Annotated in this window: 17 protein-coding genes, 1 tRNA gene and 1 pseudogene; 9 read left to right on the top strand and 10 right to left on the bottom strand. The window is 71.3% G+C overall.

Features of this window, described 5'->3' with window-relative positions:
* The first annotated feature begins 202 nt into the window (after window positions 1-202).
* The 4 genes from QMZ92_RS13965 to QMZ92_RS13950 all read left to right on the top strand — a co-directional run bounded on the left by QMZ92_RS13965 (window position 203) and on the right by QMZ92_RS13950 (window position 6,516).
* A complete protein-coding gene (locus QMZ92_RS13965) occupies window positions 203-541 on the top strand; it encodes a chorismate mutase (protein ID WP_283297693.1) in 339 nt (112 codons plus the stop codon).
* A gap of 53 nt (window positions 542-594) precedes the next feature.
* Entirely contained in the window at window positions 595-3,090 is a 2,496-nt protein-coding gene (pepN, locus tag QMZ92_RS13960) for an aminopeptidase N (protein WP_283297692.1), read from the top strand.
* Between the two features lie 565 nt (window positions 3,091-3,655).
* The gene (locus QMZ92_RS13955) at window positions 3,656-5,074 is read left to right on the top strand and encodes a pyridoxal phosphate-dependent decarboxylase family protein (protein ID WP_283297691.1); all 1,419 of its coding nucleotides are present in this window, start codon (window positions 3,656-3,658) and stop codon (window positions 5,072-5,074) included.
* A complete protein-coding gene (locus tag QMZ92_RS13950; RefSeq protein WP_283297690.1) occupies window positions 5,071-6,516 on the top strand; it encodes a lysine N(6)-hydroxylase/L-ornithine N(5)-oxygenase family protein in 1,446 nt (481 codons plus the stop codon). The genes QMZ92_RS13955 and QMZ92_RS13950 overlap by 4 nt, the downstream gene beginning before the upstream one ends.
* A 308-nt stretch (window positions 6,517-6,824) precedes the next feature.
* Here the strand turns inward: QMZ92_RS13950 and QMZ92_RS13945 are convergent, their stop codons facing one another.
* On the bottom strand, window positions 6,825-8,618 hold the full coding sequence (locus tag QMZ92_RS13945; protein ID WP_283297689.1) for a bifunctional metallophosphatase/5'-nucleotidase: 1,794 nt from the start codon (window positions 8,616-8,618) through the stop codon (window positions 6,825-6,827).
* 112 nt (window positions 8,619-8,730) lie between these two features.
* On the opposite strand from QMZ92_RS13945, the gene QMZ92_RS13940 reads away from it, so the two are divergent.
* The 3 genes and pseudogenes from QMZ92_RS13940 to QMZ92_RS13930 all read left to right on the top strand — a co-directional run.
* Window positions 8,731-9,444: an SIMPL domain-containing protein gene (locus QMZ92_RS13940; RefSeq protein WP_283297688.1), complete on the top strand. Its 714-nt coding sequence runs from the start codon at window positions 8,731-8,733 to the stop codon at window positions 9,442-9,444.
* Between the two features lie 139 nt (window positions 9,445-9,583).
* Complete coding sequence (gene pyk / locus QMZ92_RS13935) at window positions 9,584-11,020, top strand: pyruvate kinase (protein WP_283297687.1); 1,437 nt, start codon at window positions 9,584-9,586, stop codon at window positions 11,018-11,020.
* Between the two features lie 115 nt (window positions 11,021-11,135).
* Window positions 11,136-11,369 (top strand): annotated as a pseudogene (locus tag QMZ92_RS13930) (hypothetical protein); the annotation flags it as partial.
* A 105-nt stretch (window positions 11,370-11,474) separates the two neighbouring features.
* On the opposite strand, the gene QMZ92_RS13925 reads toward QMZ92_RS13930, so the two are convergent.
* Window positions 11,475-11,558: transfer RNA gene (locus tag QMZ92_RS13925), tRNA-Leu, on the bottom strand.
* A 93-nt stretch (window positions 11,559-11,651) separates the two neighbouring features.
* Between QMZ92_RS13925 and QMZ92_RS13920 the strand changes: the two genes are divergently transcribed.
* Window positions 11,652-12,320 carry an ANTAR domain-containing response regulator gene (locus tag QMZ92_RS13920; RefSeq protein WP_283297686.1) on the top strand — a complete coding sequence of 223 codons (669 nt, stop codon included), beginning with the start codon at window positions 11,652-11,654 and terminating at the stop codon, window positions 12,318-12,320.
* Between the two features lie 106 nt (window positions 12,321-12,426).
* Here QMZ92_RS13920 and QMZ92_RS13915 read toward each other — a convergent pair whose 3' ends face one another.
* From QMZ92_RS13915 to QMZ92_RS13890, 6 genes are all read right to left on the bottom strand, one after another.
* Window positions 12,427-13,143, bottom strand: coding sequence for an ABC transporter ATP-binding protein (locus QMZ92_RS13915; protein ID WP_283297685.1), 717 nt, complete (start codon window positions 13,141-13,143; stop codon window positions 12,427-12,429).
* Window positions 13,143-14,306: an ABC transporter ATP-binding protein gene (locus tag QMZ92_RS13910; protein ID WP_283297684.1), complete on the bottom strand. Its 1,164-nt coding sequence runs from the start codon at window positions 14,304-14,306 to the stop codon at window positions 13,143-13,145. Before QMZ92_RS13910 ends, QMZ92_RS13915 begins: the two co-directional genes overlap by 1 nt.
* 2 nt (window positions 14,307-14,308) lie before the next feature.
* Window positions 14,309-16,138 (bottom strand): branched-chain amino acid ABC transporter permease, encoded by a 1,830-nt coding sequence (locus tag QMZ92_RS13905; RefSeq protein WP_283297683.1) that lies wholly within the window; start codon window positions 16,136-16,138, stop codon window positions 14,309-14,311.
* Window positions 16,135-17,064: a branched-chain amino acid ABC transporter permease gene (locus tag QMZ92_RS13900; protein WP_283297682.1), complete on the bottom strand. Its 930-nt coding sequence runs from the start codon at window positions 17,062-17,064 to the stop codon at window positions 16,135-16,137. Before QMZ92_RS13900 ends, QMZ92_RS13905 begins: the two co-directional genes overlap by 4 nt.
* 96 nt (window positions 17,065-17,160) lie before the next feature.
* Entirely contained in the window at window positions 17,161-18,399 is a 1,239-nt protein-coding gene (locus QMZ92_RS13895) for a branched-chain amino acid ABC transporter substrate-binding protein (protein ID WP_283297681.1), read from the bottom strand.
* A gap of 808 nt (window positions 18,400-19,207) precedes the next feature.
* Window positions 19,208-19,615: a hypothetical protein gene (locus QMZ92_RS13890; RefSeq protein ID WP_283297680.1), complete on the bottom strand. Its 408-nt coding sequence runs from the start codon at window positions 19,613-19,615 to the stop codon at window positions 19,208-19,210.
* A gap of 259 nt (window positions 19,616-19,874) precedes the next feature.
* On the opposite strand from QMZ92_RS13890, the gene QMZ92_RS13885 reads away from it, so the two are divergent.
* Window positions 19,875-21,797, top strand: coding sequence for a Xaa-Pro dipeptidyl-peptidase (locus tag QMZ92_RS13885; RefSeq protein WP_283297679.1), 1,923 nt, complete (start codon window positions 19,875-19,877; stop codon window positions 21,795-21,797).
* A gap of 31 nt (window positions 21,798-21,828) precedes the next feature.
* Here the strand turns inward: QMZ92_RS13885 and QMZ92_RS13880 are convergent, their stop codons facing one another.
* Both QMZ92_RS13880 and QMZ92_RS13875 read right to left on the bottom strand, forming a co-directional pair.
* Window positions 21,829-22,320, bottom strand: coding sequence for a PaaI family thioesterase (locus QMZ92_RS13880; protein WP_283297678.1), 492 nt, complete (start codon window positions 22,318-22,320; stop codon window positions 21,829-21,831).
* 61 nt (window positions 22,321-22,381) lie between these two features.
* Window positions 22,382-24,661, bottom strand: a complete 2,280-nt coding sequence (locus QMZ92_RS13875) for an FdhF/YdeP family oxidoreductase (RefSeq protein WP_283297677.1) — start codon at window positions 24,659-24,661, stop codon at window positions 22,382-22,384.
* Window positions 24,662-24,743: the final 82 nt, after the last annotated feature.

The raw sequence follows: 24,743 nt of genomic DNA, 5'->3' as shown, positions 1-24,743 counted from the left end.
CTCCGCCGGGCCCCGGCACCCGTCCCGACGGGCCACGACGACCCCGCATGCTTCTCCCGGCCGTTCGCTCGCCCTGCCGGCACCGCTGCGACGCGCTTCCGCGACGGCAGGGCCGGAGCGTCCCCGGTGGCCGGAGCGACCGCGTCCCGGATCCCGAACACCCCCCGACCATCACCCCCCGGCCGACGTAAGCTCCCACTCCATGACCACCAGCGAGACGAGCGGCACCGACGACTCCGTCCTGGCCGAGCTCACCAGGCTGCGCGAAAGCATCGACAACATCGACGCGGCCGTCGTCCACATGCTCGCCGAGCGCTTCAAGTGCACCCAGCAGGTCGGCCACCTCAAGGCCGAACACGATCTCCCGCCCGCCGACCCGGCCCGCGAGGCCCGCCAGATCGCCCGGCTGCGCCGGCTCGCCGAGAGCGCCAAGCTCGACCCCGGCTTCGCCGAGAAGCTCCTGAACTTCATCATCGCCGAGGTCATCCGCCACCACGAACAGATCGCCGACACCCCCGGCGCCGCCACCGGCAATGGCTGATCAACACACATACCCCCGTGTACGGGACCGGGGCCATCGGGCAGCATGGCCCCATGCCCGTACTCACGCATGACGAAGCGCAGACCCGAGCCCGGCTCCTGGACGTCCGCCGCTACTCGGTCGAACTCGACCTCACCACCGGCGAGACCTTCGCTTCACGCACCGTCATCGGGTTCACCGCCCGCGCCGCCGGCGACACCTTCGTCGAGCTCAAGCCCGCGACCCTGCGCTCGGCGACCCTCGACGGACAGCACCTCGACCCGGAGAGGCTCGTCGACAACCGGCTCCCGCTCACCGGGCTCACCGAGGGAGAGCACGAGCTGCGCATCGACGCCACCATGCGCTACTCCCGCACGGGCGAGGGCATGCACCGTTTCACCGACCCCGCCGACGGCGAGACGTACGTCTACACCCAGCTCTTCCTCGACGACGTGCAGCGTGTCTTCGCCGCCTTCGACCAGCCCGACCTCAAGGCGGTCTTCGAACTGTCGGTGACCGCCCCCGAGGGCTGGACCGTCCTCGCCAACGGCGTCACCACCGACCACGGCGACGGCCGCTGGACCGCCGCCCCCACCCCCCGTATCTCCACCTACCTCGTCGCCGTCGCCGCCGGACCCTGGCACTCAGTACGCACCGAGCACCGGGGACTGCCCTTCGGCGTCCACTGCCGCCGCTCCCTCGCCCGCCACCTGGACGAGGACGCAGACGAGATCCTCGACATCACGCGGCAGTGCTACGACCGCTACCACGAGAAGTTCGAGGAGCCCTACCCCTTCGACTCCTACGACCAGGCCTTCGTACCCGAGTTCAACGCCGGCGCCATGGAGAACCCCGGACTCGTCACCTTCCGCGACGAGTTCGTCTACCGTTCCGCCGTCACCGACACCGAACGCCAGACCCGTGCCATGGTCATCGCCCACGAGATGGCCCACATGTGGTTCGGCGACCTCGTCACCCTCCGCTGGTGGGACGACATCTGGCTGAACGAGTCCTTCGCCGAGTACATGGGTTACCAGACCCTCACCGAGGCCACCCGCTTCACCGACACCTGGACCGACTTCGCCATCGGCCGCAAGTCCTGGGGATACGACGCCGACCAGCGCCCCTCCACCCATCCCGTCGCCCCCGACCCGGACAGGGTCCCCGACACCGCCTCCGCGCTGCTCAACTTCGACGGCATCTCCTACGCCAAGGGTGCCTCCGCGCTCCGCCAGCTGGTCGCCTGGCTCGGCGAGAAGGACTTCCTCGCCGGGATCAACATCCACTTCGCGCGCCACCGCTTCGGCAACGCCACCCTCGCCGACTTCATCGACTCCCTCGCCGAGGCCACCGACCGCGACGTGCACACCTGGGCCGCCGCCTGGCTGCGCACCACCGGCGTCGACACCCTCACGCCACGGATCACCGCGGGCACCGGCACCTGGAGCCTCGACATCGACCAGGACGGAAGCCGGCCGCACCGCATCGCCGTCGGCGCCTACGACCGCGACCCCGTCGACGGCCGCGCGCTCGTCCTGCGCGAACGCTTCGAGACCGACGTGCCCCAGGCCGAGAACGGCACCGTCCGCACCGGCCGCCGCCCCGACCTCGTCGTCCTCAACGACGGCGACCTCACCTATGCCAAGATCCGCCTCGACTCCGCGTCCGAGGAGCCGGCCCTGCGCGGCCTCTCCGGCATCCCCGACGCGCTCACCCGCGCCGTCGTCTGGAACAGCCTCCGCGACATGGTCCGCGACGGCCGGCTCGAACCCGCCGCATACCTGGAGACCGCCCGCGCCCACCTCCCGCACGAGCACGACCTCGCCGTCGTCCAGGGCGTCCTCGCGTTCGCCCGGGCCCAGATCGCCGACCGCTACCTCACGCCCGGGGACCGCCCCGCCGCGCTCGCCCTGCTCACCGGCCTCACCCGCGACCTCATCCGCCGCACCGAGGACGGCAGCCACCCCGACCTCCGCCTCACCGCCGTACGCCACTTCATCGATGCCGCCGCGCACCCCAACGGACTGCACGACTGGCTGGCCGACGGCAGCGTGCCCGGCGGCCCCGCCCTCGACGCCGAGCTGCGCTGGCGCGTCCTCGGCCGACTCGCCGTCCTCGGCGCCACCGACGAGGCCGAGATCGCGGCGGAACTCGAACGCGACCCCAGCGCCACCGGGCAGGAGGGTGCGGCCCGCTGCCGTGCCGCGCTGCCCACCCAGGAGGCGAAGGCGGCCGCGTGGTCCCGGCTGTTCGACACCGACGACCTGTCCAACTACGTCTTCGCCGCGACCGCGCAGGGCTTCTGGCAGGCCGAACAGGCCGAACTCGTCAGCGTGTACGTGCCGCGCTTCTTCCCGGCGGCCGTCGCCCTCGCGGACCGGCGCGGGCCCGCGATCGCGGAAGCGGCCGGGCGCTACGCCTTCCCCCTCCATGCCGTGGACGCGCAGACGCTGCGCCTCGGCGAGGAGTGCCTGCGCGACACGACGATGATCCCGCTGCTCCGGCGCAAGCTGGTGGACCAACTGGACGACCTGCGCCGGGCGCTGGGGGTGCGCGGGCACGACGCGTAGGCGGGCGCCGCGGGTGCACGGCGCGTGGAGGGGGCGCCGCTACGCCCCCGCGCGGGAACCGCCCGCGGGCACCGTGAAGCCGCGCCCCGCCCCGGCGACGGGCCGCCCCGTGGCGCGGTGCCTCGCGCCCGCACTGAACCGGGGCGCTTCGCACCGGTGCGCGCGGCGGTGACTCCGTCGCGGGGAACCGGGACCTCCTCGCGGCGGCGCCCGTGCGGAAGCCGCGCGGTGCGACCGTGACTGCGTCGTCGCGGGATCGGTCCCGCACCCGCCCGGACCGTGGCGCGGTGCCTCGCGCCCGCACCGAACCGTCCCGTACCCGCCCGGCGCGAAACCGTCCCGCACCGCCCGACACCCCGGCGCCCCGCCCGGAAACCGTCGCACGACGAGCACGGGCCCCGGCGGGCACAGGGTGCCGGCCCAACGCCCCACGGCAGAAGACGCGTACCGCTTTCGGGTTCTGATCGTTGAGCTGTGCGGGCAGCCCACCCCGACCCCGTACACCCTGGCGGGAGGCCCGTCCGCGCCCCGCAGGGCCAACGCCGACGTCCCCTAAGGACCCCGCATGACGACGCCGCCGCGCCTGACGTCGAGCCCCGGCCCCGGTGGCGGAATCCCGCCGCTCGCCGGCGGGACCGAAGGGCCCGACGCGCTGCGGCCCCTCCTCGGCGTGGTGCTGGACGCGCTCCGCGCGGGCGCCGTCGCGCGGAACGGGCCGCTGCCGCCCGGCGGGCCCGAACCCCTGGGCAGGGCAGTGGCGGAGACCGTCGCCCCCGTGATCCCCGACCACGGCCGCGGCGCCGAGGAAGCGCTCCGCAGCCTCGTCGAGGCCGTCGCCTACGGCGCCGCCGACCCCGCCGACCCCCGTTGCGCCGCCCACCTCCACACCTCGCCCCTCGCGCTCGCCGTCGCCGCCGACCTGGCCGCGTCCGCGCTCAACCCGTCCCTGGACTCATGGGACCAGGCGCCCGCCGCCTCCGCTCTGGAGACCGAGGTGACCCGCGCCCTCGCCGCCGAGGTGTACCCGCGGGCCGCGCGCCCCGACGCCCTCGTCACCACCGGAGGCACCGAGGCCAACCAGCTCGCCGTCCTCCTCGCCCGCGAGCACCACGGACCGGTCCGGATCGTCTGCGGCGCCGGCACCCACCACTCGGTGCGCCGATCCGCCTGGCTCCTCGGGCTCCCCGAGCCCGTCACCGTCCCCGCCCCGGACGGCACCACCGACCTCGCCGCTCTCGACGCCGCGCTCACCGCCCTGCCCCGGGGCCCCGTGCTCGTCGCCGCCACCGCGGGCACCACCGACGCGGGACTCGTCGACCCGCTCCCCGCCATCGCCGACCTCTGCGCACAGCACGGCGCCGAACTGCACGTCGACGCGGCCTACGGCGGCCCGCTGCTGTTCAGCCCCCGCCACCGGACGCTGCTGCGCGGCCTCGACCGCGCCCACTCCGTCACACTCGATCTCCACAAACTGGGCTGGCAACCGGTCGCCGCCGGCATCCTCGCCGTCCCCGACGGCACCCGGCTCGCCCCGCTCGCCCACACCGCCGACTACCTCAACCCGGACGACGACACCGAGGCGGGCCTGCCCGACCTCCTCGGCCGCTCCCTGCGGACCACCCGCCGCCCCGACATCCTCAAGATCGCGGTCACCCTCCGGGCCCTCGGCCGCGACGGCCTCGCGGACCTCGTCGACCGCACCTGCGCCGCCGCCCGGGAGTGCGCCGACCTGATCGAGAAGCACCCGGCCCTGGAACTCCACCGCCGGCCCGTGCTGACCACGGTCCTCTTCCGGCCCCGCGGCGCGAGCGACGCCGCCGTCGCCGAGCTCCGCCGCCGGCTCCTGCACGACGGCCGCGCCGTCCTCGGCCGCGCCCACGCGGACGGCAGGCTCTGGCTCAAGGCCACCCTGCTCAATCCCCACACCACCGCGCACGACCTCGACACCCTCATCGCACTCGTGGAAGGCAGCAGCACCCGATGACCGGCACGTCCGCCCCCGGCGCCCCCCCGACCGACCGGCCCCACGACCTCGTGGGCATCGGCATCGGGCCCTTCAACCTCTCCCTCGCCGCCCTCGCTCACGGGCTACGGGCCGGGGACGCCGCGGGCGGCCTCACCACCGCCTTCTACGACCAGCGCCCCGCGTTCCGCTGGCACGCCGGACTGCTCATCGACGGCAGCACCCTCCAGGTGCCGTTCCTCGCCGACCTCGTCACCCTCGCCGACCCCGCCAGCCCCTGGTCGTTCCTCCGCTACCTCAAGGACCGCGACCGGCTCTTCCCCTTCTACTTCGCCGAGCGGTTCCACATCGAGCGCGCCGAGTACGACGCCTACTGCCGCTGGGTCAGCGACCGGCTGCCCGGCCTCCACTTCGGGCACCAGGTCGACGCCGTCCGCTGGAACCCGGAACGCTCCCTGTTCGAGGTCGACTTCACCCAGCTCGACCTGCACGGGGGAGCCGAGTCACTGGGCCGCGCCCACGCCCGCCACATCGTCGTCGGCATCGGCACCGAGCCGCACGTGCCCGAACCGCTGCAACCCCTCGCCGACGCCCCCGGCGTCACCGTGATCCACTCCGCCGACTACCTCGAGCACCGCGAACACCTCCTCGCCGCAGGGCACATCACTGTCATCGGCTCCGGCCAGTCAGGCGCCGAGGTCTTCCTCGACGTGCTGCGCGCCCGCCCCGCCGGCTCCGAGCGGGTCCACTGGCTGGCCCGCACCGAGGCGTTCGCGCCCATGGAGTACTCCAAGCTCGGCCTGGAGCACTTCACGCCCGACTACACCCGCTACTTCCACGCCCTGCCGGAGACCGTGCGGGACGACCTCGTCCCCCGGCAGTGGCAGCTCCACAAGGGCATCGACACCGGCACCATCGGCGCCATCCACGACGAGCTGTACCGGCGCGCCCTGCGCGCCGGCTGGCCCGACGCCGTCCTCACCCCGGGCGTACGGGTCCGCACCGCCGGACGGGTCGCCACCACCAAGGTCGAACTACACCTGGAACACCTCCAGCAGGGCACCCGCTCCCGGCTCACCACCGACGCCGTCGTCCTCGCCACCGGCTACCGCGAGCGCCCCCTCGACCGGGTCCTCGTCGGCCTCGACCCGTACATGCGGCGCGACGCCTCCGGCAGGCCCCGCATCGACGAGCACTTCCGGCTCGTGCTCGACCCGGCGGTCAGCGGCTCCGTGTACGTGCAGAACGCGGAGCGCCACACCCACGGCGTGGGCGCACCCGACCTCGGACTGGCCGCCTGGCGCAGCGCGACCATCCTGAACTCCCTCACGGGCAAGGAGCCCTACCCGTTGCCCCGCCGCACCGCCTTCACCAGCTTCGGCCTCGATCGGCGCGAGGCGCCCGGCATTCCCGGCCAGGCGCCCCGGCCCACACCGCTCGAGGAACGGCACCGGGCCCGCTAGGGCGTGTTGCGGAGTAGCCCCGTCTCCGCCCGCGGGCCAGGAGGGACACCCACCACACACCCTCGGGTCCGTGCCGGACGTTCCCGGCCGGTCGGGACTCCCGGAACACGTCCGAGTGCCGCGTCAGGCGACGTTCGCCCCGTCGCGACGCCCGGCACGGCGACTCGCGGCGTTGCCGAATCAACCGAGTGGGCCCACTACGAGGCCGATCCGGCGCCTTGCGATCCTTCCCCCCGGCCCGGAGGGCCGGGGGAGACCCCGTGCACCGGACGCCGGTCCTTGACGGGCAAACCTTGCCTGACCCGGCACTAGAAGACCGGAACACCGTCACGGGTCAGCTTCCAGCCCACCGACGCGAACGCCGCCGGGTCCACCGTGCCCTTCGCCTGTACCCACTGGATGATCGTGTTGCGGATCTCGTCCGAGTTCGACCACAGCTGCCGGGCGTCGGCGACGTGCGGGAACGCACCGCCGCCACTGGCCCGGTAGTTGTTCACCGCCAGGACGAACTGCGCTGCCGGGTCCAGTGCCTTGCCCTCGAACGAAAGGTTCACTATCCGCGACCCGACCGGCTTCGCGATGTCGATCTCGTACGTCAGACCCGAGACGGCGTCGTAGTTGTAGTCCGGAACGCCGTCGGCGTTCGTCAGCTTCGCCGTGTCCACCGGGGCCCCCGCCGGGGTCTGCACGTAGTACCGCGCCGAGTACTCCAGATAGTCCTTCAGCTGGGCACCGGTCATCAACCGTGCCTCCAGCGTGTTCTCGAACGGGTACAGGCCGGCCGCGTCCCTGATCGTCACCTGCCCGGACGGGATCGCCGCCGTGCGCGAGAAGCACGACGCCTGCGACAGCACCGGCAGCGCCGCCCACTGCCCGCCCGCCAGCGCCGACTTCACCGTCTCCACCTGCACATGGTTGATCAGGTCGATGATCGGCTCGTCCTTCCACGGCGCCTCCGCCGTGGCCATCGCCGCCGTCGAGGTGCCGATGACCTGGTTGACGTACGCGACGACCTTCGCGTGCTCGTCCCCCAGCAGCTTCGTGATCCGCGGGTCCTCCGGAACCGTGTTGGAGTTCAGGACCTTCGCCCCCACCTTCGCCACCGTCCACCGGCCCCGCTCCCACACGAGGTCGAAGTCGAAGAGGGTGAGCCGCTGACCCCACTTCAGCGGCTCGGACAGCACGACCGGCCTGCCCGTCTGCCGGTTGGCGACGGTGTACTCGGCGATCTCGGTGTGCGCGTGACCCACGAGGATCGCGTCGATCCCCGGGACCTGCTCGGCCACCAGCGCCGCCGCGTTCTCGACGTACGGCAGCTGGTCCCCGTACGAGGAGGTGCCGCTGGACCCGGAGTGCGCCGACACGATCACCACGTCGGCGCCCATCGAGCGCAGCTTCGGCACCCACTTCGCCGCCTGCTCCTCCAGGCCGGGGAACACCATCCTCCCGCTGACGTTGGCCTTGTCCCAGATGGCGATGCCCGGGTTCGTCAGCCCCAGCACCGCCACCCGCACATCACGGCCGTGCGGTGTGCGCAGCCGGTGCATGCTGTACGGCGGGAACGCCGGCCGCAGCGTCCTCGCGTCCAGGGCGTTGGCGCCGAGCAGGGGGAAGTCGCACTGCTCCTGGAACGTCCGCAGCACCGGGATGCCGTAGTTGAACTCGTGGTTGCCGAGCGCGGCGGCGTCGTACCCGATGGCGTTCATGGCCTGCGCCATGGGGTGCACCGGGCCGCGGCGCGCGGTGATCGGGTCGACCTTGGCGTAGTAGTACGACAGCTGCGTGCCCTGGATCGTGTCACCGGCGTCGATGAGCAGCGTGTTGCGCCGCCCCTTCTCCTTGCGCACCTGCTCGACGAGGGTGGAGATCTTGGCCAGGCCGACGTCGTTGTGGGCCTTGTCGTCGAACTCCCGGTCGGTGAAGTAGTCCCAGTTGAAGACGTTTCCATGGAGGTCGGTGGTGCCCATCACGGTGAATGAGTACCGCTTCTCCCGCCCCGGGCCGCCGTGGGCCGCGGCGGGGACGGCGGCACCGCCCGCGATGGCGGCGCCGGCCCCAGCGGCGGCCGAACGGCCCAGGAACGTCCTGCGATTGAGCGGCATGTGATCTCCCCTGTCTTCCATGGCACTACGCGTGTGGAACAACGCGCGTAGAGTCTGGCGCAGGGCGGCCCCCGTGCGAAAGTGCCGGAGACCGATCAGCGAGGGAGCCCACATGAACAGCGACATGCCGACGCCCGTCCCGGCGCCCTACGGCACCCCGGAGATCCCCAGAGTCGCGGTGCGCGGTGAGGCCCGTCTGGAGGTCGACCCCGAGATCGCCACGATCGGCGTCACCGTCAGCGCACGCGGCACGGACCGGCGCGGCGCCCTCGACGACCTGACCCGCCGCAACGGACAGGTCCTCGAACTCGTCAGGTCCTACGGCGATGCCGTCGAGAGGCTCGAGACCGGCGCGTTCTCCATCAGCCCGGAACCGGCCCGGCACGGCCGTGGCGAGCGCGTCCGCGCCTACCACGGCCGGGTCCACCTCACCGCCGTCCTCGCCGACTTCACCGCACTCGGCGAACTCACCACCCGCCTCGCCGACCTCGACCTCACCCGCGTCGACGGCCCCTGGTGGGCCCTGCGCCCCGACTCCCCGGCTCACGGCGAGGCCCGTCGCCAGGCCGTCCTCGCAGCTGTCCAGCGGGCCCGCGAGTACGCCGCCGCCCTCGGTGCCCGCCTGGCCGCGCTGGTCGAACTCGCCGACCTCGGCGCCGAGGCCCCGGCCCCCCAGGGCATGCCCCCGGCGACCGGAGCATTGCGCTCCGCCGCCTTCGCCGGCGCCACCGGCGAAGAAGCGCCGGCCCTCGATCTCGAACCCCAGCGGCAGACGGTGTACGCCCAGGTCAATGCCCGTTTCACCATGACGCCACCGGAACTCTGACGCCGCCGCGGGTGCCCGAATGCTCAGAGGAGCACCCCCATGCACAATTCAATACTTGTCAACAAGGCTTCATGGAAAGGTTGTTGAGTAGTCACGCACAACCAATTCTCTACCGGCGGGTAAGACATAGGCTCGAGCCATGCGCCGAGCAAAGATCGTCTGCACACTTGGGCCCTCCACCGACTCGTACGAGCAGATCAAGGCACTCGTGGACGCCGGAATGGACGTCGCCCGCCTCAACCTCAGCCACGGCACCTACGCCGATCACGAGGAGCGTTACCGCCACGTCCGCAAGGCCTCCGACGAGTCCGGCCGCAGCGTCGGCGTCCTCGCTGACCTTCAAGGCCCGAAGATCCGCCTCGGACGCTTCCACGAAGGCCCCGTACTCCTTGAACGCGGCGACGCATTCACCATCACCGTCGAACCCGTCGAGGGGGACCGCGACATCTGTGGCACCACCTACGCCGGCCTCGCCTCCGACGTCACCCCCGGAGAGCGCATCCTCGTCGACGACGGCCGCGTCTCGCTCGAAGTCACCGCCGTCGACGGCCCCCGCGTCCGCACCACCGTCGTCGAAGGCGGCGTGATCTCCGACCACAAGGGCCTCAACCTCCCCGGAGTCGCCGTCTCCGTCCCCGCTCTCTCCGACAAGGACGTCGAGGACCTCCGCTGGGCCATCAGAACCGGCGCCGACGTCATCGCCCTCTCCTTCGTCCGCAGTGGACGCGACATCGAGGACGTCCACCGCGTCATGGACGAGGAAGGCCGCCGCCTTCCCGTCATCGCGAAGATCGAGAAGCCCCAGGCCGTCGACACCATCGACGACATCGTCGCCGCCTTCGACGGCATCATGGTCGCCCGCGGAGACCTCGGCGTCGAAATGCCCCTGGAACAGGTGCCCCTCGTCCAGAAACGCGCGATCAAACTCGCCCGGCGCAACGCCAAACCCGTCATCGTCGCCACCCAGATGCTCGACTCGATGATCGACAACTCCCGGCCCACCCGCGCCGAGGCCTCCGACGTCGCCAACGCCGTCATCGACGGCACCGACGCCGTCATGCTCTCCGGCGAGACCAGCGTCGGCAAACACCCCGTCGAAACCGTCCGCACGATGAGCCGCATCGTCGAAGCCGCCGAGCAGGAGATCCTCGCCAAGGGACTCCCCCCGCTCACCGAACGCAACAAACCTCGCACCCAGGGCGGTTCCGTCGCCCGCGCCGCCGCCGAGATCGGCGACTTCCTCGGGGCCAAGTTCCTCGTCGCCTGCACCCAGTCCGGGGACACCGTCCGGCGCCTCTCCCGCTACCGCTCGCCCATCCCCCTCCTCGCCTTCACCCCCGACCCGGCCACCCGCTCCCAGCTCAACCTCACCTGGGGTGTTGAGACCTTCCTCGGCCCCCGCGTCGACTCCACCGACGCCATGGTCGGCCAGGTCGACGAGGAACTCCTCCGCATCGGCCGCTGCGAGCGCGGCGACACCGTCGTCATCACCGCCGGATCCCCGCCCGGCGTCGCCGGATCCACCAACCTCGTACGCGTCCACCACATCGGCGAGGCCGACACCCCACGCCCCTGACCCCGGCCGTGCCGGGGCGACGGCGTGTTTGTGCGGACAGGTCCTGGGCAGTCGGCCCCGCAAGAGGCCCCGACACAAGGGCCCCCGCCGACAACGGACGCATGCCGAGGTCCGGATGTCCACAGGAACACTCATCGCCATCATCGTCCCGATCGCGGTCGTCCTGCTCCTGATCGCGGTGGGCGCATGGCTGATCGCCCGCCGGCGTCACCTTCGGGAACGCTTCGGCCCCGAGTACGACCGCACCGTCGAGTCCGGTGACAGCAGGCGCGCCGCCGAGCGCGAACTGCGCTCCAGGGAGCAACGGCACCGCGACCTCGACATCCGGGAACTGCCCCCGGAAGCCAGGGGTACGTCCGTGCCATGGAGCTTCATGTGACTACATTGCGCGATGGCTCGTCGCGGCGGGTGACAAAAAGCGGATGCTCACGAGAACGTGAGCATCCGCTTGTCGTGCCGGGTGCGGGACTCGAACCCGCACGTCCTTTCGGACAGATGTGTTTGAGACATCAGCGTCTGCCACTTCCGCCAACCCGGCGAGGCCGCTTGTGGGAGTGTACCGGGTGAAGGTCGGGGGCCTCAGCTAGGTAGGCTTTCCAGTGCAGCACCGGCCCCGCAACGAGGAGCTCCCGTGACCGCCCCCGAGTCGCCCCAGCCCGTCGCCGACGACGGCAACGCGTCGCACGTCCCGCCGCTGACGACCCGCGTCGTCATCGCAGAGGACGAGGCCCTCATCCGCCTCGACCTGAAAGAGATGCTCGAGGAAGAGGGCTACACGGTCGTCGGGGAGGCCGGGGACGGGCAGCGAGCCGTCGAGCTCGCCCGGGAGCAGCGGCCGGACCTGGTGATCCTGGACGTGAAGATGCCGGTGCTCGACGGCATTTCCGCCGCCGAGAAGATCGCGGAGGAGTCGATCGCACCGGTCCTGATGCTGACGGCCTTCTCCCAGCGCGATCTCGTCGAGCGTGCGCGGGACGCCGGGGCGATGGCGTATCTGGTGAAGCCGTTCAGCAAGAGCGACGTGGTGCCGGCCATCGAGATGGCGGTGTCGCGGTTCGCGGAGCTGCGGGCGCTGGAGAAGGAGGTCGCGGATCTCGCCCAGCGGCTGGAGACGCGGAAGCTGGTGGACCGTGCGAAGAGCATTCTGCAGACGCAGTACGGGCTGACCGAGCCGGCCGCCTTCCGCTGGATCCAGAAGACGTCGATGGATCGACGGCTGTCCATGCAGCAGGTCGCGGAGGCGGTCATCGAGGACGCCGAGGAGAAGAAGGCGGCCAGGGGCGGCCACGACCAGAAGTAGTCCGGCGGCGGTCCGTCGCGGTGCTCGCGCACCGGCCGGCCGTGGACGGAGGAGGCCCGCACCCCCCTGAGGGGTGCGGGCCTTTCGGTGTTCCGGGTGGTGCGGGTCAGTCCTCGCCGAGGTAGGCCTTGCGGACGGACTCGTCGTGGAGCAGGTCCTGTCCGCTGCCGGAGAGGACGATCTTGCCGATCTCCATGACGTGGCCGTGGTCCGCCAGGGAGAGCGCGGCCTGGGCGTTCTGCTCGACGAGCAGGATGGTCGTGCCCTGGGCCTTGAGTTCGGCGATGGTGGCCATGATCTTCTGCATCATGATCGGTGAGAGGCCCATGGAGGGCTCGTCGAGCATGAGCAGTTTCGGCTGGGACATGAGGGCCCGGCCCATGGCGAGCATCTGCTGCTCACCGCCGGAGAGCGTGCCGGCGGCCTGCTTCCTGCGTTCGCCCAGGATGGGGAAGAGGTCGTAGGCGCGCTGGACGTCCTTGACGATGCCTTCCTTGTCGTTGCGGAGGAAGGCGCCGAGGAGGAGGTTGTCCTCGATCGTCATGCGCGGGAAGATGTGCCGGCCCTCGGGGGAGTGGGCGAGTCCGAGCGAGACGATCTGGTGGGCGGGTACCTTGCGCAGCGACTTGCCGTTGAACTTGATCTGTCCGCCGACGGGCTTGAGGAGCCCGGAGAGCGTGCGCAGGGTGGTGGTCTTGCCGGCGCCGTTGGTGCCGATGAGGGTGACGACCTCGCCCGCTTCGACCTTGAACGAGATGCCCTTGACGGCCTCGATCTTGCCGTAGGCGATGCGCAGGTCCTCGACCTCGAGAAGTGCGGTCATCAGTCGTTCTCCTTGCGGGTGCCGGAGGCCTGGGCGGTGTCACCGTCGCCGGCCGCTTCCGGCGCGTCGGCCCGGGGTGCGGCCGGTGCGTCGTCGGGTCCTTCGGTGCCGTCGCCGGCGTCGTCGGCCCGGTCCTCGTCGGCACCGGCCGGGTCGGCGGTTGCGTCGCCGGTGGTGCCGGTGACGTCCGCCTCGGCGGCGTTCGAGGTGTCGTCGGCCTCGTCGGCGTCGCCGTCCGGGGCCACCGCGGCCTCGGTCTCCGGCGCGGTCCCGGCCTCGGTCTCCGCCTCGGTGGTGGTGACTCCGGCCGCGGCCTCGGCCTGGGCGACCTCCGCCGCCTCCTCCTCGCCGGGCGCTCCCTCGAAGGGCTCGCCGAGGTAGGCGGCGATGACGCGCTCGTCGTTCTGCACGGTCTGGCTGTCGCCCTCGACGAGCTTCTCGCCCTGGACGAGCACGGCGACCCGGTCGCAGAGGTTCATGATGAAGCGCATGTCGTGCTCGATGACGAGGACCGCGATGCCCATGTCACGGATGGCGAAGACCAGTTCCTCTGTGGCCCGGGTCTCCTGCGGGTTCATGCCGGCGGTGGGCTCGTCGAGGAGGAGCAGTCCGGGCTCGCTCGCGAGTGCCCGGGCGATCTCCAGCTTGCGCTGCTCGCCGTAGGGCAGGTTGCGGGCGAGGTGCTCGGCCTTGCCCGCCAGACCGACGAACTCGAGGAGTTCCATGGCCCGTTCCCGGGAGGCCGCTTCGGCCTTGTGGAACCCGGGGCCGCGCAGCAGGGCCGACCAGAGGCCCTCCTTGGTCCGGGTGTGCCGGCCGACGAGGACGTTCTCCAGCACCGTCATGTTGCTGAAGAGACGGATGTTCTGGAACGTACGGGCGATGCCGGCCGCGGTCACCTTGAAGGATTTCGGCGGCAGGATCGTGCCCTTGTACCGGACCTCGCCCTCGGTGGGGATGTAGAGGCCGGTGAGGCAGTTGAAGAACGTGGTCTTGCCGGCACCGTTGGGGCCGATGAGGCCGACGATCTCGCCGCTTCTGACGGTGAGGTCGACGGATCGCACGGCGGTCAGGCCGCCGAACCGCATGGTGACGCCGCGGGCGTCGAGGACCGGCTCACCGGTCGGCGCTGCGGTCGCCTTCGTGATCGTGTCGGTGGTCATGTTCAGGCACCTGCCTTGGTGAGGGTGGCGGGCGCTTCCTCGTTCTCGTGGAACTCGAGCTGGCGGCGGCGGTTGGGGATGAGGCCCTCGGGGCGGAAGCGCATCAGCAGGACGAGCGCGAGGCCGAACGCGAGGAGCTGGAGGTCGCTGAGGAACTGCAGCTTGGCGGGGATGAGGAAGAGCAGTGCGCCGCCGACGAGCGGGCCGCTGATCGTGCCCATGCCGCCGAGGACGACCGCGGCGAGCAGGAACGCCGAGTTCGGCGGGACGACGTGGGCGAACTGGTACTGCTCCGGGGTCACGGTGTAGGTGACGTGTGCCTGGACCGTGCCGGCCAGGCCGGCGAGCGCGGCGCCGAGCGCAAAGGCGATGAGCTTGACGCGGAACCCGTTGATGCCCATGGCGAGTGCGGCGGTCTCGTCCTCGCGGATGGCGATCCAGGCGCGTCCGATGCGGGAGTCCGCGCTCCTGCGGAACACGACGACGACGATCAGCGTGACGAGCAGCATCAGGAAGAAGTAGTTCGCGAAGCGGCCGATGGTGAAGCCGCCGATGCTGTGCTCGGCGCCGAAGTCGAACCCGAGGATGTTGAGGTTCGGGATCGAGGAGATGCCGTTGGAGCCGTTGGTGATGTCGGGGCCGGAGGTGCCGTCGAGGTTCAGCACGGCGATGCGGAAGATCTCACCGAAGCCGAGCGTGACGATGGCCAGGTAGTCGCCGCGCAGTCGCAGGGTGGGGGCGCCGATGAGAACGCCGAAGACCATGGACGCGGCGGCGCCGACGAGGATCGCGCCCCAGAACGGGAGGTGGATGTCGAACGGGGAGGAGGGCGAGCCGGAAACCATGGCTGCGGCGTACGCACCGACACCGAGGAAGGCGACGTAGCCGAGGTCGAGGAGGCCGGCGAGGCCGACGACGATGTTCAGGCCCAGGGCGACGGTGGCGAAGATGAGGATGTTGACGCCGATGGTGGCGTACTGGTCGTCGCTCTGGGTGAAGGGGAAGGCCGCGGCCGCGGCGAACGCGCCGGTCAGGGTGACGTTGCGGTGGCGTGCGGTGAGCACGGAGATTCGGGCGACGAGGCCGGCCTTGGTGAGCGCGGCGAATCCGAAGCCCGCGGTGAGCAGGAAGCCGATGAACAGTTCGTCGTACTCGGTGGTGATGCCGTAGGTGAAGACGGCGAGGCCGAGGGCGAGGAAGCCGGTGATGATCAGGATCTCGGCGTAGGCGGGGAGCCTGCGCGCCGGCGGCGGGGCGTCGGCGGCGAAGCCGGCCTTGAAGCCCGCCCAGCGGTTGCCCAGATCGTGCTTGAACTGCTGCCAGCCGCTGTCCTCGGGGTCGGCGGGGTGGAGTTCGGGGCGTTCGTACGGCAGGGACTGGGCGCCGATGAGGGCGGCCAGGGAGGCCAGGGCGGCGACGAAGCCGCCGGGCTCGAGGTTGACGAGGCCGCCGAGCTGGGTGCTGATGGCGATGACCGTGTACCAGGCGGTGGCGAACACGGCGTAGGCGGCGAGCTTGAGGGCGGAGTCCGCGCCCGCCGGGGTGAGCCAGCGCAGGCCCTTGACGCCGTAGGAGGACAGGCCGAAGAGCACGGTCAGGGCGCCGCCGACGAGGACGAGCCACTGGAGCCCGCCGGGGTAGCCGTAGACGGTGAGATCGCCGGGGAATGCGGCGGTCCAGGTCCAGGCGGTGAAGGCGGAGAGGGCGGAGAGGGCGCCGCCGGCGGTCGCGGTGGCGCGGGCGATGCGCGGGGGCAGGAGCCCTGAGCGGGTCTCGGCCGATGCGGTCTCGGGGGTGCCCGTGGTGCTGGTCTGTGTGGTCATGGTGGTCACGCCCTGTCCGCGACGCGCTCGCCGAGGAGGCCCTGGGGCCGGAACAGGAGCACGAGGATGAGGAGTACGAAGGCCCAGGCGTTGGCCCAGGACTGGCCGCCGAGCTGCTGCATGCCGGGGACCTCGGAGACGTAGGCGGCCGCCATGGTCTCGGCGACGCCGAGGACCAGGCCGCCGATCATGGCGCCGTAGATGTTGCCGATGCCACCGAGGACGGCCGCGGTGAAGGCCTTGAGGCCGAGGAGGAAGCCCATGCGGAACTGGACTTCGCCGTACTTGAGGCCGTAGGCGACGGCTCCGATGGCGGCGAACGCGGCGCCGAGGGCGAAGGCGACGACGATGATGCGATCGGTGTTGACGCCCATGAGCTTGGCGGTGTCGGGGTCCTGCGCGGTGGCCTGCATGCCGCGGCCGGTGCGGGTCTTCATGACGAAGTAGCCGAGGACGGCCATGGAGACGGGGGCGGCGATGAGCAGGAATATGTCACCGGTCTGGATGGTGACGCCACCGATGTGGAAGGGGCCGCCCGGGATCTCGGGGAACGTGCGGGACGACTTTGCCCCGGGGTACCACGCCCATACGGCCTGCTGGAGCGCGAGGGACAGGCCGATCGCGGTGATGAGCGGGGCGAGTCTCGGCCCTCCGCGGAGTGGCCGGTAGGCGAGGCGTTCCGCTCCCACGGCGATGGTGGTGGCGACGACGACCGCACCGATGATCATGAGCGGCAGCGCCACCCACATGGTGGTGCCGCCGGGGAGTATCAGCCACACGGTGAGGGCGCCGAAGCCACCCGTCATGAAGATCTCGCCGTGGGCGAAGTTGATGAGCTGGACGATGCCGTAGACCATTGTGTAGCCGATGGCGACGAGCCCGTACATCGATCCGAGTAGCAGGCCGTTGACCAGCTGCTGCGGCAGTTCGTTCACCGCATGTCCTCCGATAAGTCTTGCGCCGGATATGACACCGCGCGGGACGCCTGGTGCGGCGCCCCGCGCGGCGATGGATGTGCTGCGGAGAGCTGATCAGCCGGAGAACGTACCGGACTTGACGGGCGCCCAGGCGCCGCCCTTGTACTGGTAGACCGTCAGCTGCTTGTTGGTCGTGTCGCCGTACTCGTCGAACGCGACCTTGCCGGTCACGCCCTCGAAGGACACGTCCTTCAGGGCGTCGATGACCTTGGAGCGGGCGTCCTTGGACTCGGGCAGCTTGCCGCCGTTGTCGTCGACGACCTTCTTGACGGCCTCGATGATCGACCAGGCGGCGTCGTAGGAGTAGCCGCCGTAGGCCTCGAAGGCCTCCTTGTAGCCGGCCTTCTCGTAGTTCGCGACGAACTCCTTGGCCGACGGGAGGGTCTCGATCGGCGCGCCGACGGAGGTGGCCAGGTCGCCCTCGCCCTCCTTGCCGGAGAGCTTGATGAAGTCGGCGCTGTAGATGCCGTCGCCGCCGACGAGCGGGATCTTGGCGCCGGCCTTCTTGATCTGCTTGCTCAGCGGGCCGGCGGCCGGGTACTCGCCACCGTAGTAGACGACGTCGGCCTTGGAGCTCTTGATCTTGGTGACGACGGAGGAGAAGTCCTTGGTCTCCGGGTCGACGTGGTCCTCGCCGGCGACCTTGCCGCCCAGCTTGGTGAACTCGGCCTTGAAGGTGGCCGCGAGGCCGGCGCCGTAGGTCTTCTTGTCGTCGATGACGAAGACCTTCGTCTTCTTGGCCTCGTTGAAGAGGTACTGCGCGGCGAACGGACCCTGGATGGCGTCCGTGGTGGACGTGCGGAAGTACGAGCTGAACGGGCGCTTCTTGGTGCCGCTGTTCCAGTCCGGGCCCTGGCTCAGCGCCGGGGCGGTGTTGGCGGGCGACACCTGGGCGAGCTTCGCGTCGTCGAAGACCTTCTGCATCGACTCGGCGACGGAGGAGTTCAGCGGGCCCACGACGCCGAGGACGTTCTTGTCGGCGACGAGCTTGGTGGCGTTCTGCTGGCCCGACGACGGCTGGGCCTGGTCGTCGAGCGCCTCGATCTTGAAGGTGACGCCCTTGACGTACTTCTTCTCGTTGGCCTGCTTGGCGGCGAGGTCCACGGAGTTCTTGATGCCGAGACCCAGCGCGGAGAGGTCGCCGGTCAGCGGCGCGTCGACACCGATGACCACGGTGGTGTCGCCACCGGCCGCCGAGTCCCCGCCCTTGTCGTCGCGCGAGCCACAGGCGGTAAGGGTGAGTGCCCCCGCAGCCAGAGCAGCGGTTATGGCTATGAGCGAACGTTGACGCACGAATTTGGTCCTTTCACCTGGCACGGCTGCTCCTCCGTGGAGCGCCGAGTCGAGCGCTGGAGCCTTACTGGGAAGGGATCTGGCGCGGTGACTGGCCGTGACTCTAAGCGGCTAAATGGAAATTAAGCACTGGTCTGACTGATGCTGTGACGCTCTTGTTATCCCGATCGGATTTGCGGCATCCGGTGCATGACTGTTTCCGCATTTTGCTCATGACAGCCGTGGTGGTTGCTCGCAGTAGTCAGCGACGGCCCGCGCCAGGTCCCGGGCGTACCGGTCGCCGAGGATGAACTCTGGTCCTGTTTTGCGTGCACATTACGGAGCGTTACGTCGAGGAATGGGAGTCCGGCATTTCGGGGTGCCTTTTTGCAGTCGCGTACGGCAACGGTGATCACCACGGTCCGGGTGGACCCGGTTCTGACCGTAACGGGAGGGTTCGGGGACGCCGTCAGGCCCAGCGCCGGGGACGGCTGGCGGATGCTCTCGACCGTCACCGGCGGTCCGGTCTCCACGCGGATCCCCAGCGGGAAGCGGAGCGCCCCGCCGGACCGGTCCACCGCCGGGACGGCACCCCCGTACGACACCGAAACCGCCTGCGCGGGCCAGGGGCCGGGGTCCGGTCGAGGGCGGGTGGTCCAGAGGAAGGCGGAACCCGCGGCGATGGCGCAGGCGGTCACGGCGACGGCCACCGGGCGGCGGTGCCGGACGGCGAACCCTGCGTACTTCCCGGCCGGTTCCCGCCGGACGGGCGGAGCGGAAGGTTCCACCGCGTACGTGTGGCCACGGGGCTCCACGGGGCCCACGCCGATCACTGCCACGGCCCTCCCGTCGGAACTCCGCCGCGGTAGCGCTCCGTACAGCCCCGCTCGGACAGACGATGCGTCAGGCGCCGTGCCGCATCGGGTCCGTTGCGCCGTTCCTCGGCCCGGCCGGCGTCCAGGACGGTGCGCAGGATCCCGTACTGGCCGTTGGACAGGCCCATTGACTGGTAGTCGCCGTAACCGCTGCCGCCGTCCGCGAGGAGCCGGTGCGCCCACTGGGTGACGAGCCGGGTGCACAGCTCCTGGGGCGGGGTCGTCCGGGGGGACGGGGAGGGCCGGGGGGCCGTCCCCGCGCCGGGGCCCGCGCAGCCGGCCAGAACGGCCGCCAGCGCGACGGACGGGGTGAGCAGGCGCAGCGGGACACACCACGGGCGGGGCGGTGCGCCGTCGGTCATGCGTCGACGCTAGACCCGTCCGCCCGCCGCGGCAACGGGGCGGGTCTCCCCATCCGGTGGCGGGCCGGCGGTGGCGGGACGAGAGGATCCGCAGCCGGGTGCAAGAGGGCCTGGCCGTGGCCGTGTTGGGTCTGGTGCCGCTGGGGCGCACAGGGTGAAATGTGTCCGCGCAACCCGCGTGATCGTCACCCGTGATCGTCACCAACCCCGGCCCTGGAGGGCACGAATGGCGAGATCCCCCCGAACAGGCGCGGCCCGCGTGGCGCGTGCCCGCACGGCGTACCGATGGGGCACGGCCGCGCTGGCCGTGTCGCTGATGTCGGCGCTGCCCGCGCCGGCGGCGCGGGCGGACGACCCGGCGCTGAGCATCGTGGGCAACCGGACCCAGCCCGTCTTCTCCCGTGCCGACGCCGTCCACCAGCAGGTCGACATCGAGACCGAGGCGGACAGCGACGGCGACGGCCGGCGCGACACGGTACGGATGAGGATCCTGCGTCCCAAGGAGACCGACGCGGGGCTGAAGGTCGCCACCATCGTCGAGGCCAGCCCCTACTGGGCGGGTGGCAACGACGTCCGGTACCACGACGTCGACGTGGACGTGGACGGTCTGCCCGCGCACGGCCGGCTCACCGGGGACGAGCGGGTCCCCGGACCGGTGACCCCGTACGAGGAGCAGGGATCCGCCGGGCCGTCCGCCTCGTCGGCGCCCTGGTCCGGTTACACGGACAACTACTTCCTCCCACGCGGCTACGCGGTGGCGCAGGTCGACAGCCTCGGCACGGGCGGCTCGACCGGCTGCCCGACCTCGGGCGGCCGCAACGAGACGCTCGGCGCGAAGGCTGCCGTCGACTGGCTGAACGGCCGCGCCCGGGGCTGGGACCCCGACGGCAGGCCCGTGGGCGCCGCCTGGTCGACGGGCGACACGGCGATGATGGGCATCTCGTACAACGGCACCCTGCCGACGGCCGTCGCCACGACCGGGGTCGAGGGGCTCAAGGCCATCGTGCCGATCTCGGGGATCTCGTCCTGGTACGACTACTACCGCGCGGGCGGCGGAGTGGTGGCGCCCGGCGGCTACCAGGGCGAGGACGCCGACGTCCTCGCGAAGTACGTGCACACCCGCGCCGACCGGGAGGTCTGCCGGCCCGTCATCGACCGGCTCACCGCCGAACAGGACCGGGTGACGGGGGACTTCACCCCCTTCTGGAAGGAGCGGGACTACCTCCGCGACGTCGGCGGGATCAAGGCGGGCGTCTTCCTCGTCCACGGCGGCAACGACTGGAACGTGAAGACGCGGCACTTCGGGCGGTTGTGGGAGGCGCTGAAGAGGCACGGCGTCCCGCGGAAGCTGTGGCTCCATCAGGCGGGCCACGTCAACCCGATGCCACTGCGCATGGAGGAGTGGCTCGACCAGCTGCACCAGTGGTTCGACCACTGGCTGTACGGGCTGGACAACGGCGCGCTCACCGCACCGCCCGTCGAGGTCGAGCAGTCGGACTTCAGCTGGCGGCGGCAGTCCGACTGGCCGGCGCGCGGCACCCGTGACGTCAGACTGTGGCTGACCGAGGACGGGCTCTCACCGCTGCCGGGCAGGCCCGTGCGGCAGCAGGCGACCGACCGGGGCCGCACCGTACCCGCCGAGCAACTGGTGACGGACCCCGGTGCGGCACGGCCCGACCGGCTCGCCTACACCACCCGTCCGCTGCCGGCCGATCTGAGGGTCAACGGCGTGCCGGAGATGTCGGTACGGGCCTCGCTCGACGGCTCGTCGCCGTACGTGACCGCGCTGCTGGTCGACTACGGCACCGACACCCGGGCGACGGCAGGCACCGTCACGGACACCACGCAGCAGGTCTGCTACGGCGAGGGCATCCCCGGGGACACCGGATGCGCCTACCGCACCCGCCACCGCACCGAGACGGCCGACTTCAAGATCGTCTCGCGCGGCTGGCTGGACATCCGCAACCGGGACTCGGTCGAGCGGCAGAGCACGGTCGTCGAGGGCCGCGAGTACCGACTGGAGTGGGCGATGCAGCCCCAGGACCACGTCTTCAAGAAGGGGCACCGGCTGGGAGTCGTGCTGATCTCGACCGACCACGACCACACCCTGCGCCACCCGGCCGGGACGGAACTCGCCGTCCGGGCCGGTATCAGCAGCGTCACCCTGCCGGTCGCCCCCTGAGGGCTGTCCCGTCAGACCCTGCGGGCGCGCGTCAGCCGTCCGTCCCCGGGACGTGGTCCGCGTCCTGGGGACGGACGTCCCTCAGCAGGCAGGTCAGCCGGGCCGTGCAGACCCGCTTGTCCTGCTCATCGGTGATCACGATCTCGTAGGTGGCGGTGGAGCGGCCCCGGTGTACCGGTGTCGCCACGCCCGTGACCTGCCCGGAGCGCACACCCCGGTGGTGCGTGCAGTTGAGGTCCACACCGACGGCGATCTTCGAACTGCCGCCGTGCAGCATCGACCCGACCGACCCGAGGGTCTCGGCCAGCACCGCGGACGCCCCGCCGTGCAGCAGGCCGTACGGCTGAGTGTTGCCCTCCACCGGCATCGTCCCGACGACGCGCTCCGCGGAGGCCTCGACGACCTGCACACCCATCCGGTTGCCGAGGGTCCCCGCCGAGAACAGCGAGGGCAGGTCGACACCGAGTGCGGCGTACTCGTCGATGACCTCCTGCGGGAACTTCACCGTCGTCTGCTCACCCATGGGCCGGCTCCGATCGTCGTGCGTCTGTGGTGTCCTGGGGCTCCGTCGCCTGAGCGAACGCTCAGTCGGTCGGTGATTGTTCCAGACGCACGATCACGGACTTGCTGGCGGGGGTGTTGCTGGTGTCCGCGGTGGCGTCCAGCGGCACCAGGACGTTGGTCTCCGGGTAGTACGCGGCGGCGCAGCCCCGGGCGGTCGGGTAGTGCACCACGCGGAAGCCGGGGGCCCGGCGCTCCACGCCGTCCGTCCACTCGCTGACGAGATCGGCGTACGAGCCGTCCGCGAGCCCCAGCTCCGCCGCGTCCTCCGGGTGGACGAGGACGACGCGGCGGCCGCCCCTGACACCGCGGTACCGGTCGTCGAGCCCGTAGATCGTGGTGTTGTACTGGTCGTGGGAGCGCAGGGTCTGCAGCAGCAGCCGGCCCTCGGGAACCTCCGGGTACTCGACCGGCGCCGCCGTGAAGTTGGCCCGGCCCGTAGCCGTGGGGAAGCGGCGCTCGTCGCGCGGGGCGTGGGGCAGGGTGAAGCCGCCGGGGCGGGCGATCCTCTTGTTGAAGTCCTCGAAGCCGGGCACCACCCGGGAGATCCGGTCCCGGATCGTGGCGTAGTCCTCCTCGAACTCCTCCCACGGGGTCCTCGACCCCGGGCCGAGCACCGCCCGGGCCAGTCGGGCCACGATCGCCGGCTCGGACAGCAGGTGCTCACTCGCCGGCGGAAGGTTGCCGCGGGACGCGTGCACCATGCCCATGGAGTCCTCGACCGTCACGAACTGGCGGCCGCTCCTCTGCTCGTCCCTGTCGGTCCGGCCGAGCGTGGGCAGGATCAGCGCCCGCGTCCCGGTCACCGCGTGCGAGCGGTTGAGCTTCGTCGACACGTGCACGGTGAGCCGGGCGCGGCGCATCGCCGCCTCGGTGATGTCCGTGTCGGGCGTGGCGGCCACGAAGTTGCCGCCCATGGCGAAGAACACCTTCGACTCGCCGTCCCGCAGCGCCCTGATGGCCCGGACCGTGTCCAGGCCGTGGTGCCGCGGCGGGGCGAAGCCGAACTCCTTCTCCAGGGCGTCGAGGAAGGCGTCCGAAGGGCGCTCGAAGATGCCCATCGTGCGGTCGCCCTGGACGTTGGAATGCCCGCGCACCGGGCACACGCCCGCGCCGGGACGGCCGACGCAGCCGCGCAGCAGCAGCAGGTTGACGATCTCGCGGATGGTCGCGACGGCGTGCTTGTGCTGGGTCAGGCCCATCGCCCAGCAGACGATCGTCCGCTCCGAGGCGAGGACCATGCTCGCCGCTCGCTCGATGTCCGCGCGGTCGAGGCCGGTCGCGGCGAGCGTCTCGTCCCAGTCGGCGGCGCGCGCCGCGGCGGCGAACTCCTCGTAACCGTGCGTGTGCTCCCGGACGAACGCCTCGTCGACTCCGCCCGGCACCTGGAGCATCAGCTTGTTCAGGAGCCGGAAGAGGGCCTGGTCGCCGCCGATGCGGATCTGGAGGAAGAGGTCGGTGAGCTGGACGCCCTTGAGCATGCCCCGCGCCGTCTGCGGGTTCCTGAACCGCTCGAGCCCGGCCTCCGGCAGCGGATTCACCGAAATGATCTTCGCGCCGGACCGCTTGGCCTCCTCCAGCGCGGACAGCATCCGCGGGTGGTTCGTCCCCGGGTTCTGCCCGGCGACGACGATCAGGTCGGCCCGGTGCAGATCCTCCAGGGAGACGCTGCCCTTGCCCACGCCCAGCGTCTCGGTCAGCGCCGAGCTCGAGGACTCGTGGCACATGTTGGAGCAGTCCGGCAGGTTGTTGGTGCCGAACTCGCGGGCGAAGAGCTGCAGCAGGAAGGCGGCCTCGTTGCTGGTGCGGCCCGAGGTGTAGAAGAGGGCCTCGTCGGGGGAGCCGAGCGCCCCCAGCTCCTCGGCGACGATCGCGAAGGCCCGCTCCCAGGTCACCGCCTCGTAGTGGTCGGCGCCCTCCGCCAGGTACACGGGCTCGGTGATGCGGCCCTGCTGGCCCAGCCAGTATCCGCTGCGGGAGGCCAGGTCGGACACCGGGTGGGCGGCGAAGAAGTCCGGCGTGACCCGGCGCAGCGTCGCCTCCTCCGCCACCGCCTTCGCGCCGTTCTCGCAGAACTCCGCCACATGACGGCGCTCGCCCTCGGGCCAGGCGCAGCCGGGGCAGTCGAAGCCGTCCTTCTGGTTCACCCTGAGGAGGGTGCGCGCGGTGCGCACCGGCCCCATCTGCCGCTGAGCGACCCTGAGTGTGTGCCCGATCGCCGGGAGTCCGGCCGCGGCGTGCCGGGGCGCCTCGACCCGGGGTGCGTCCTGCACCGGGTCGTCTTCGGGCGGCTTGGTGGCCATCGTGCTCCCCTTCGAGCGCGGACGAGAGGATGGGCTGTACGCCACCGATCCTGTCACGCGTGCGCGGTGGCCTGACCCCGGC

Source organism: Streptomyces sp. HNM0645 (assembly GCF_030056615.1).
In the GTDB taxonomy this organism is placed as follows: Bacteria; Actinomycetota; Actinomycetes; order Streptomycetales; family Streptomycetaceae; genus Streptomyces; species Streptomyces marianii.
This window is presented reverse-complemented; position numbering and strand designations above follow the sequence as displayed.

What these genes read in the sequence shown, in the direction of transcription:
- QMZ92_RS13965 (WP_283297693.1), top strand. Translation starts at nt 203, where the DNA reads ATGACCACCAGCGAGACGAGCGGCACCGACGACTCCGTCCTGGCCGAG.
- pepN (WP_283297692.1), top strand. Translation starts at nt 595, where the DNA reads ATGCCCGTACTCACGCATGACGAAGCGCAGACCCGAGCCCGGCTCCTG.
- QMZ92_RS13955 (WP_283297691.1), top strand. Translation starts at nt 3,656, where the DNA reads ATGACGACGCCGCCGCGCCTGACGTCGAGCCCCGGCCCCGGTGGCGGA.
- QMZ92_RS13950 (WP_283297690.1), top strand. Translation starts at nt 5,071, where the DNA reads ATGACCGGCACGTCCGCCCCCGGCGCCCCCCCGACCGACCGGCCCCAC.
- QMZ92_RS13945 (WP_283297689.1), bottom strand. Translation starts at nt 8,618, where the DNA reads ATGCCGCTCAATCGCAGGACGTTCCTGGGCCGTTCGGCCGCCGCTGGG.
- QMZ92_RS13940 (WP_283297688.1), top strand. Translation starts at nt 8,731, where the DNA reads ATGAACAGCGACATGCCGACGCCCGTCCCGGCGCCCTACGGCACCCCG.
- pyk (WP_283297687.1), top strand. Translation starts at nt 9,584, where the DNA reads ATGCGCCGAGCAAAGATCGTCTGCACACTTGGGCCCTCCACCGACTCG.
- QMZ92_RS13915 (WP_283297685.1), bottom strand. Translation starts at nt 13,143, where the DNA reads ATGACCGCACTTCTCGAGGTCGAGGACCTGCGCATCGCCTACGGCAAG.
- QMZ92_RS13910 (WP_283297684.1), bottom strand. Translation starts at nt 14,306, where the DNA reads ATGACCACCGACACGATCACGAAGGCGACCGCAGCGCCGACCGGTGAG.
- QMZ92_RS13890 (WP_283297680.1), bottom strand. Translation starts at nt 19,615, where the DNA reads ATGACCGACGGCGCACCGCCCCGCCCGTGGTGTGTCCCGCTGCGCCTG.
- QMZ92_RS13880 (WP_283297678.1), bottom strand. Translation starts at nt 22,320, where the DNA reads ATGGGTGAGCAGACGACGGTGAAGTTCCCGCAGGAGGTCATCGACGAG.
- QMZ92_RS13875 (WP_283297677.1), bottom strand. Translation starts at nt 24,661, where the DNA reads ATGGCCACCAAGCCGCCCGAAGACGACCCGGTGCAGGACGCACCCCGG.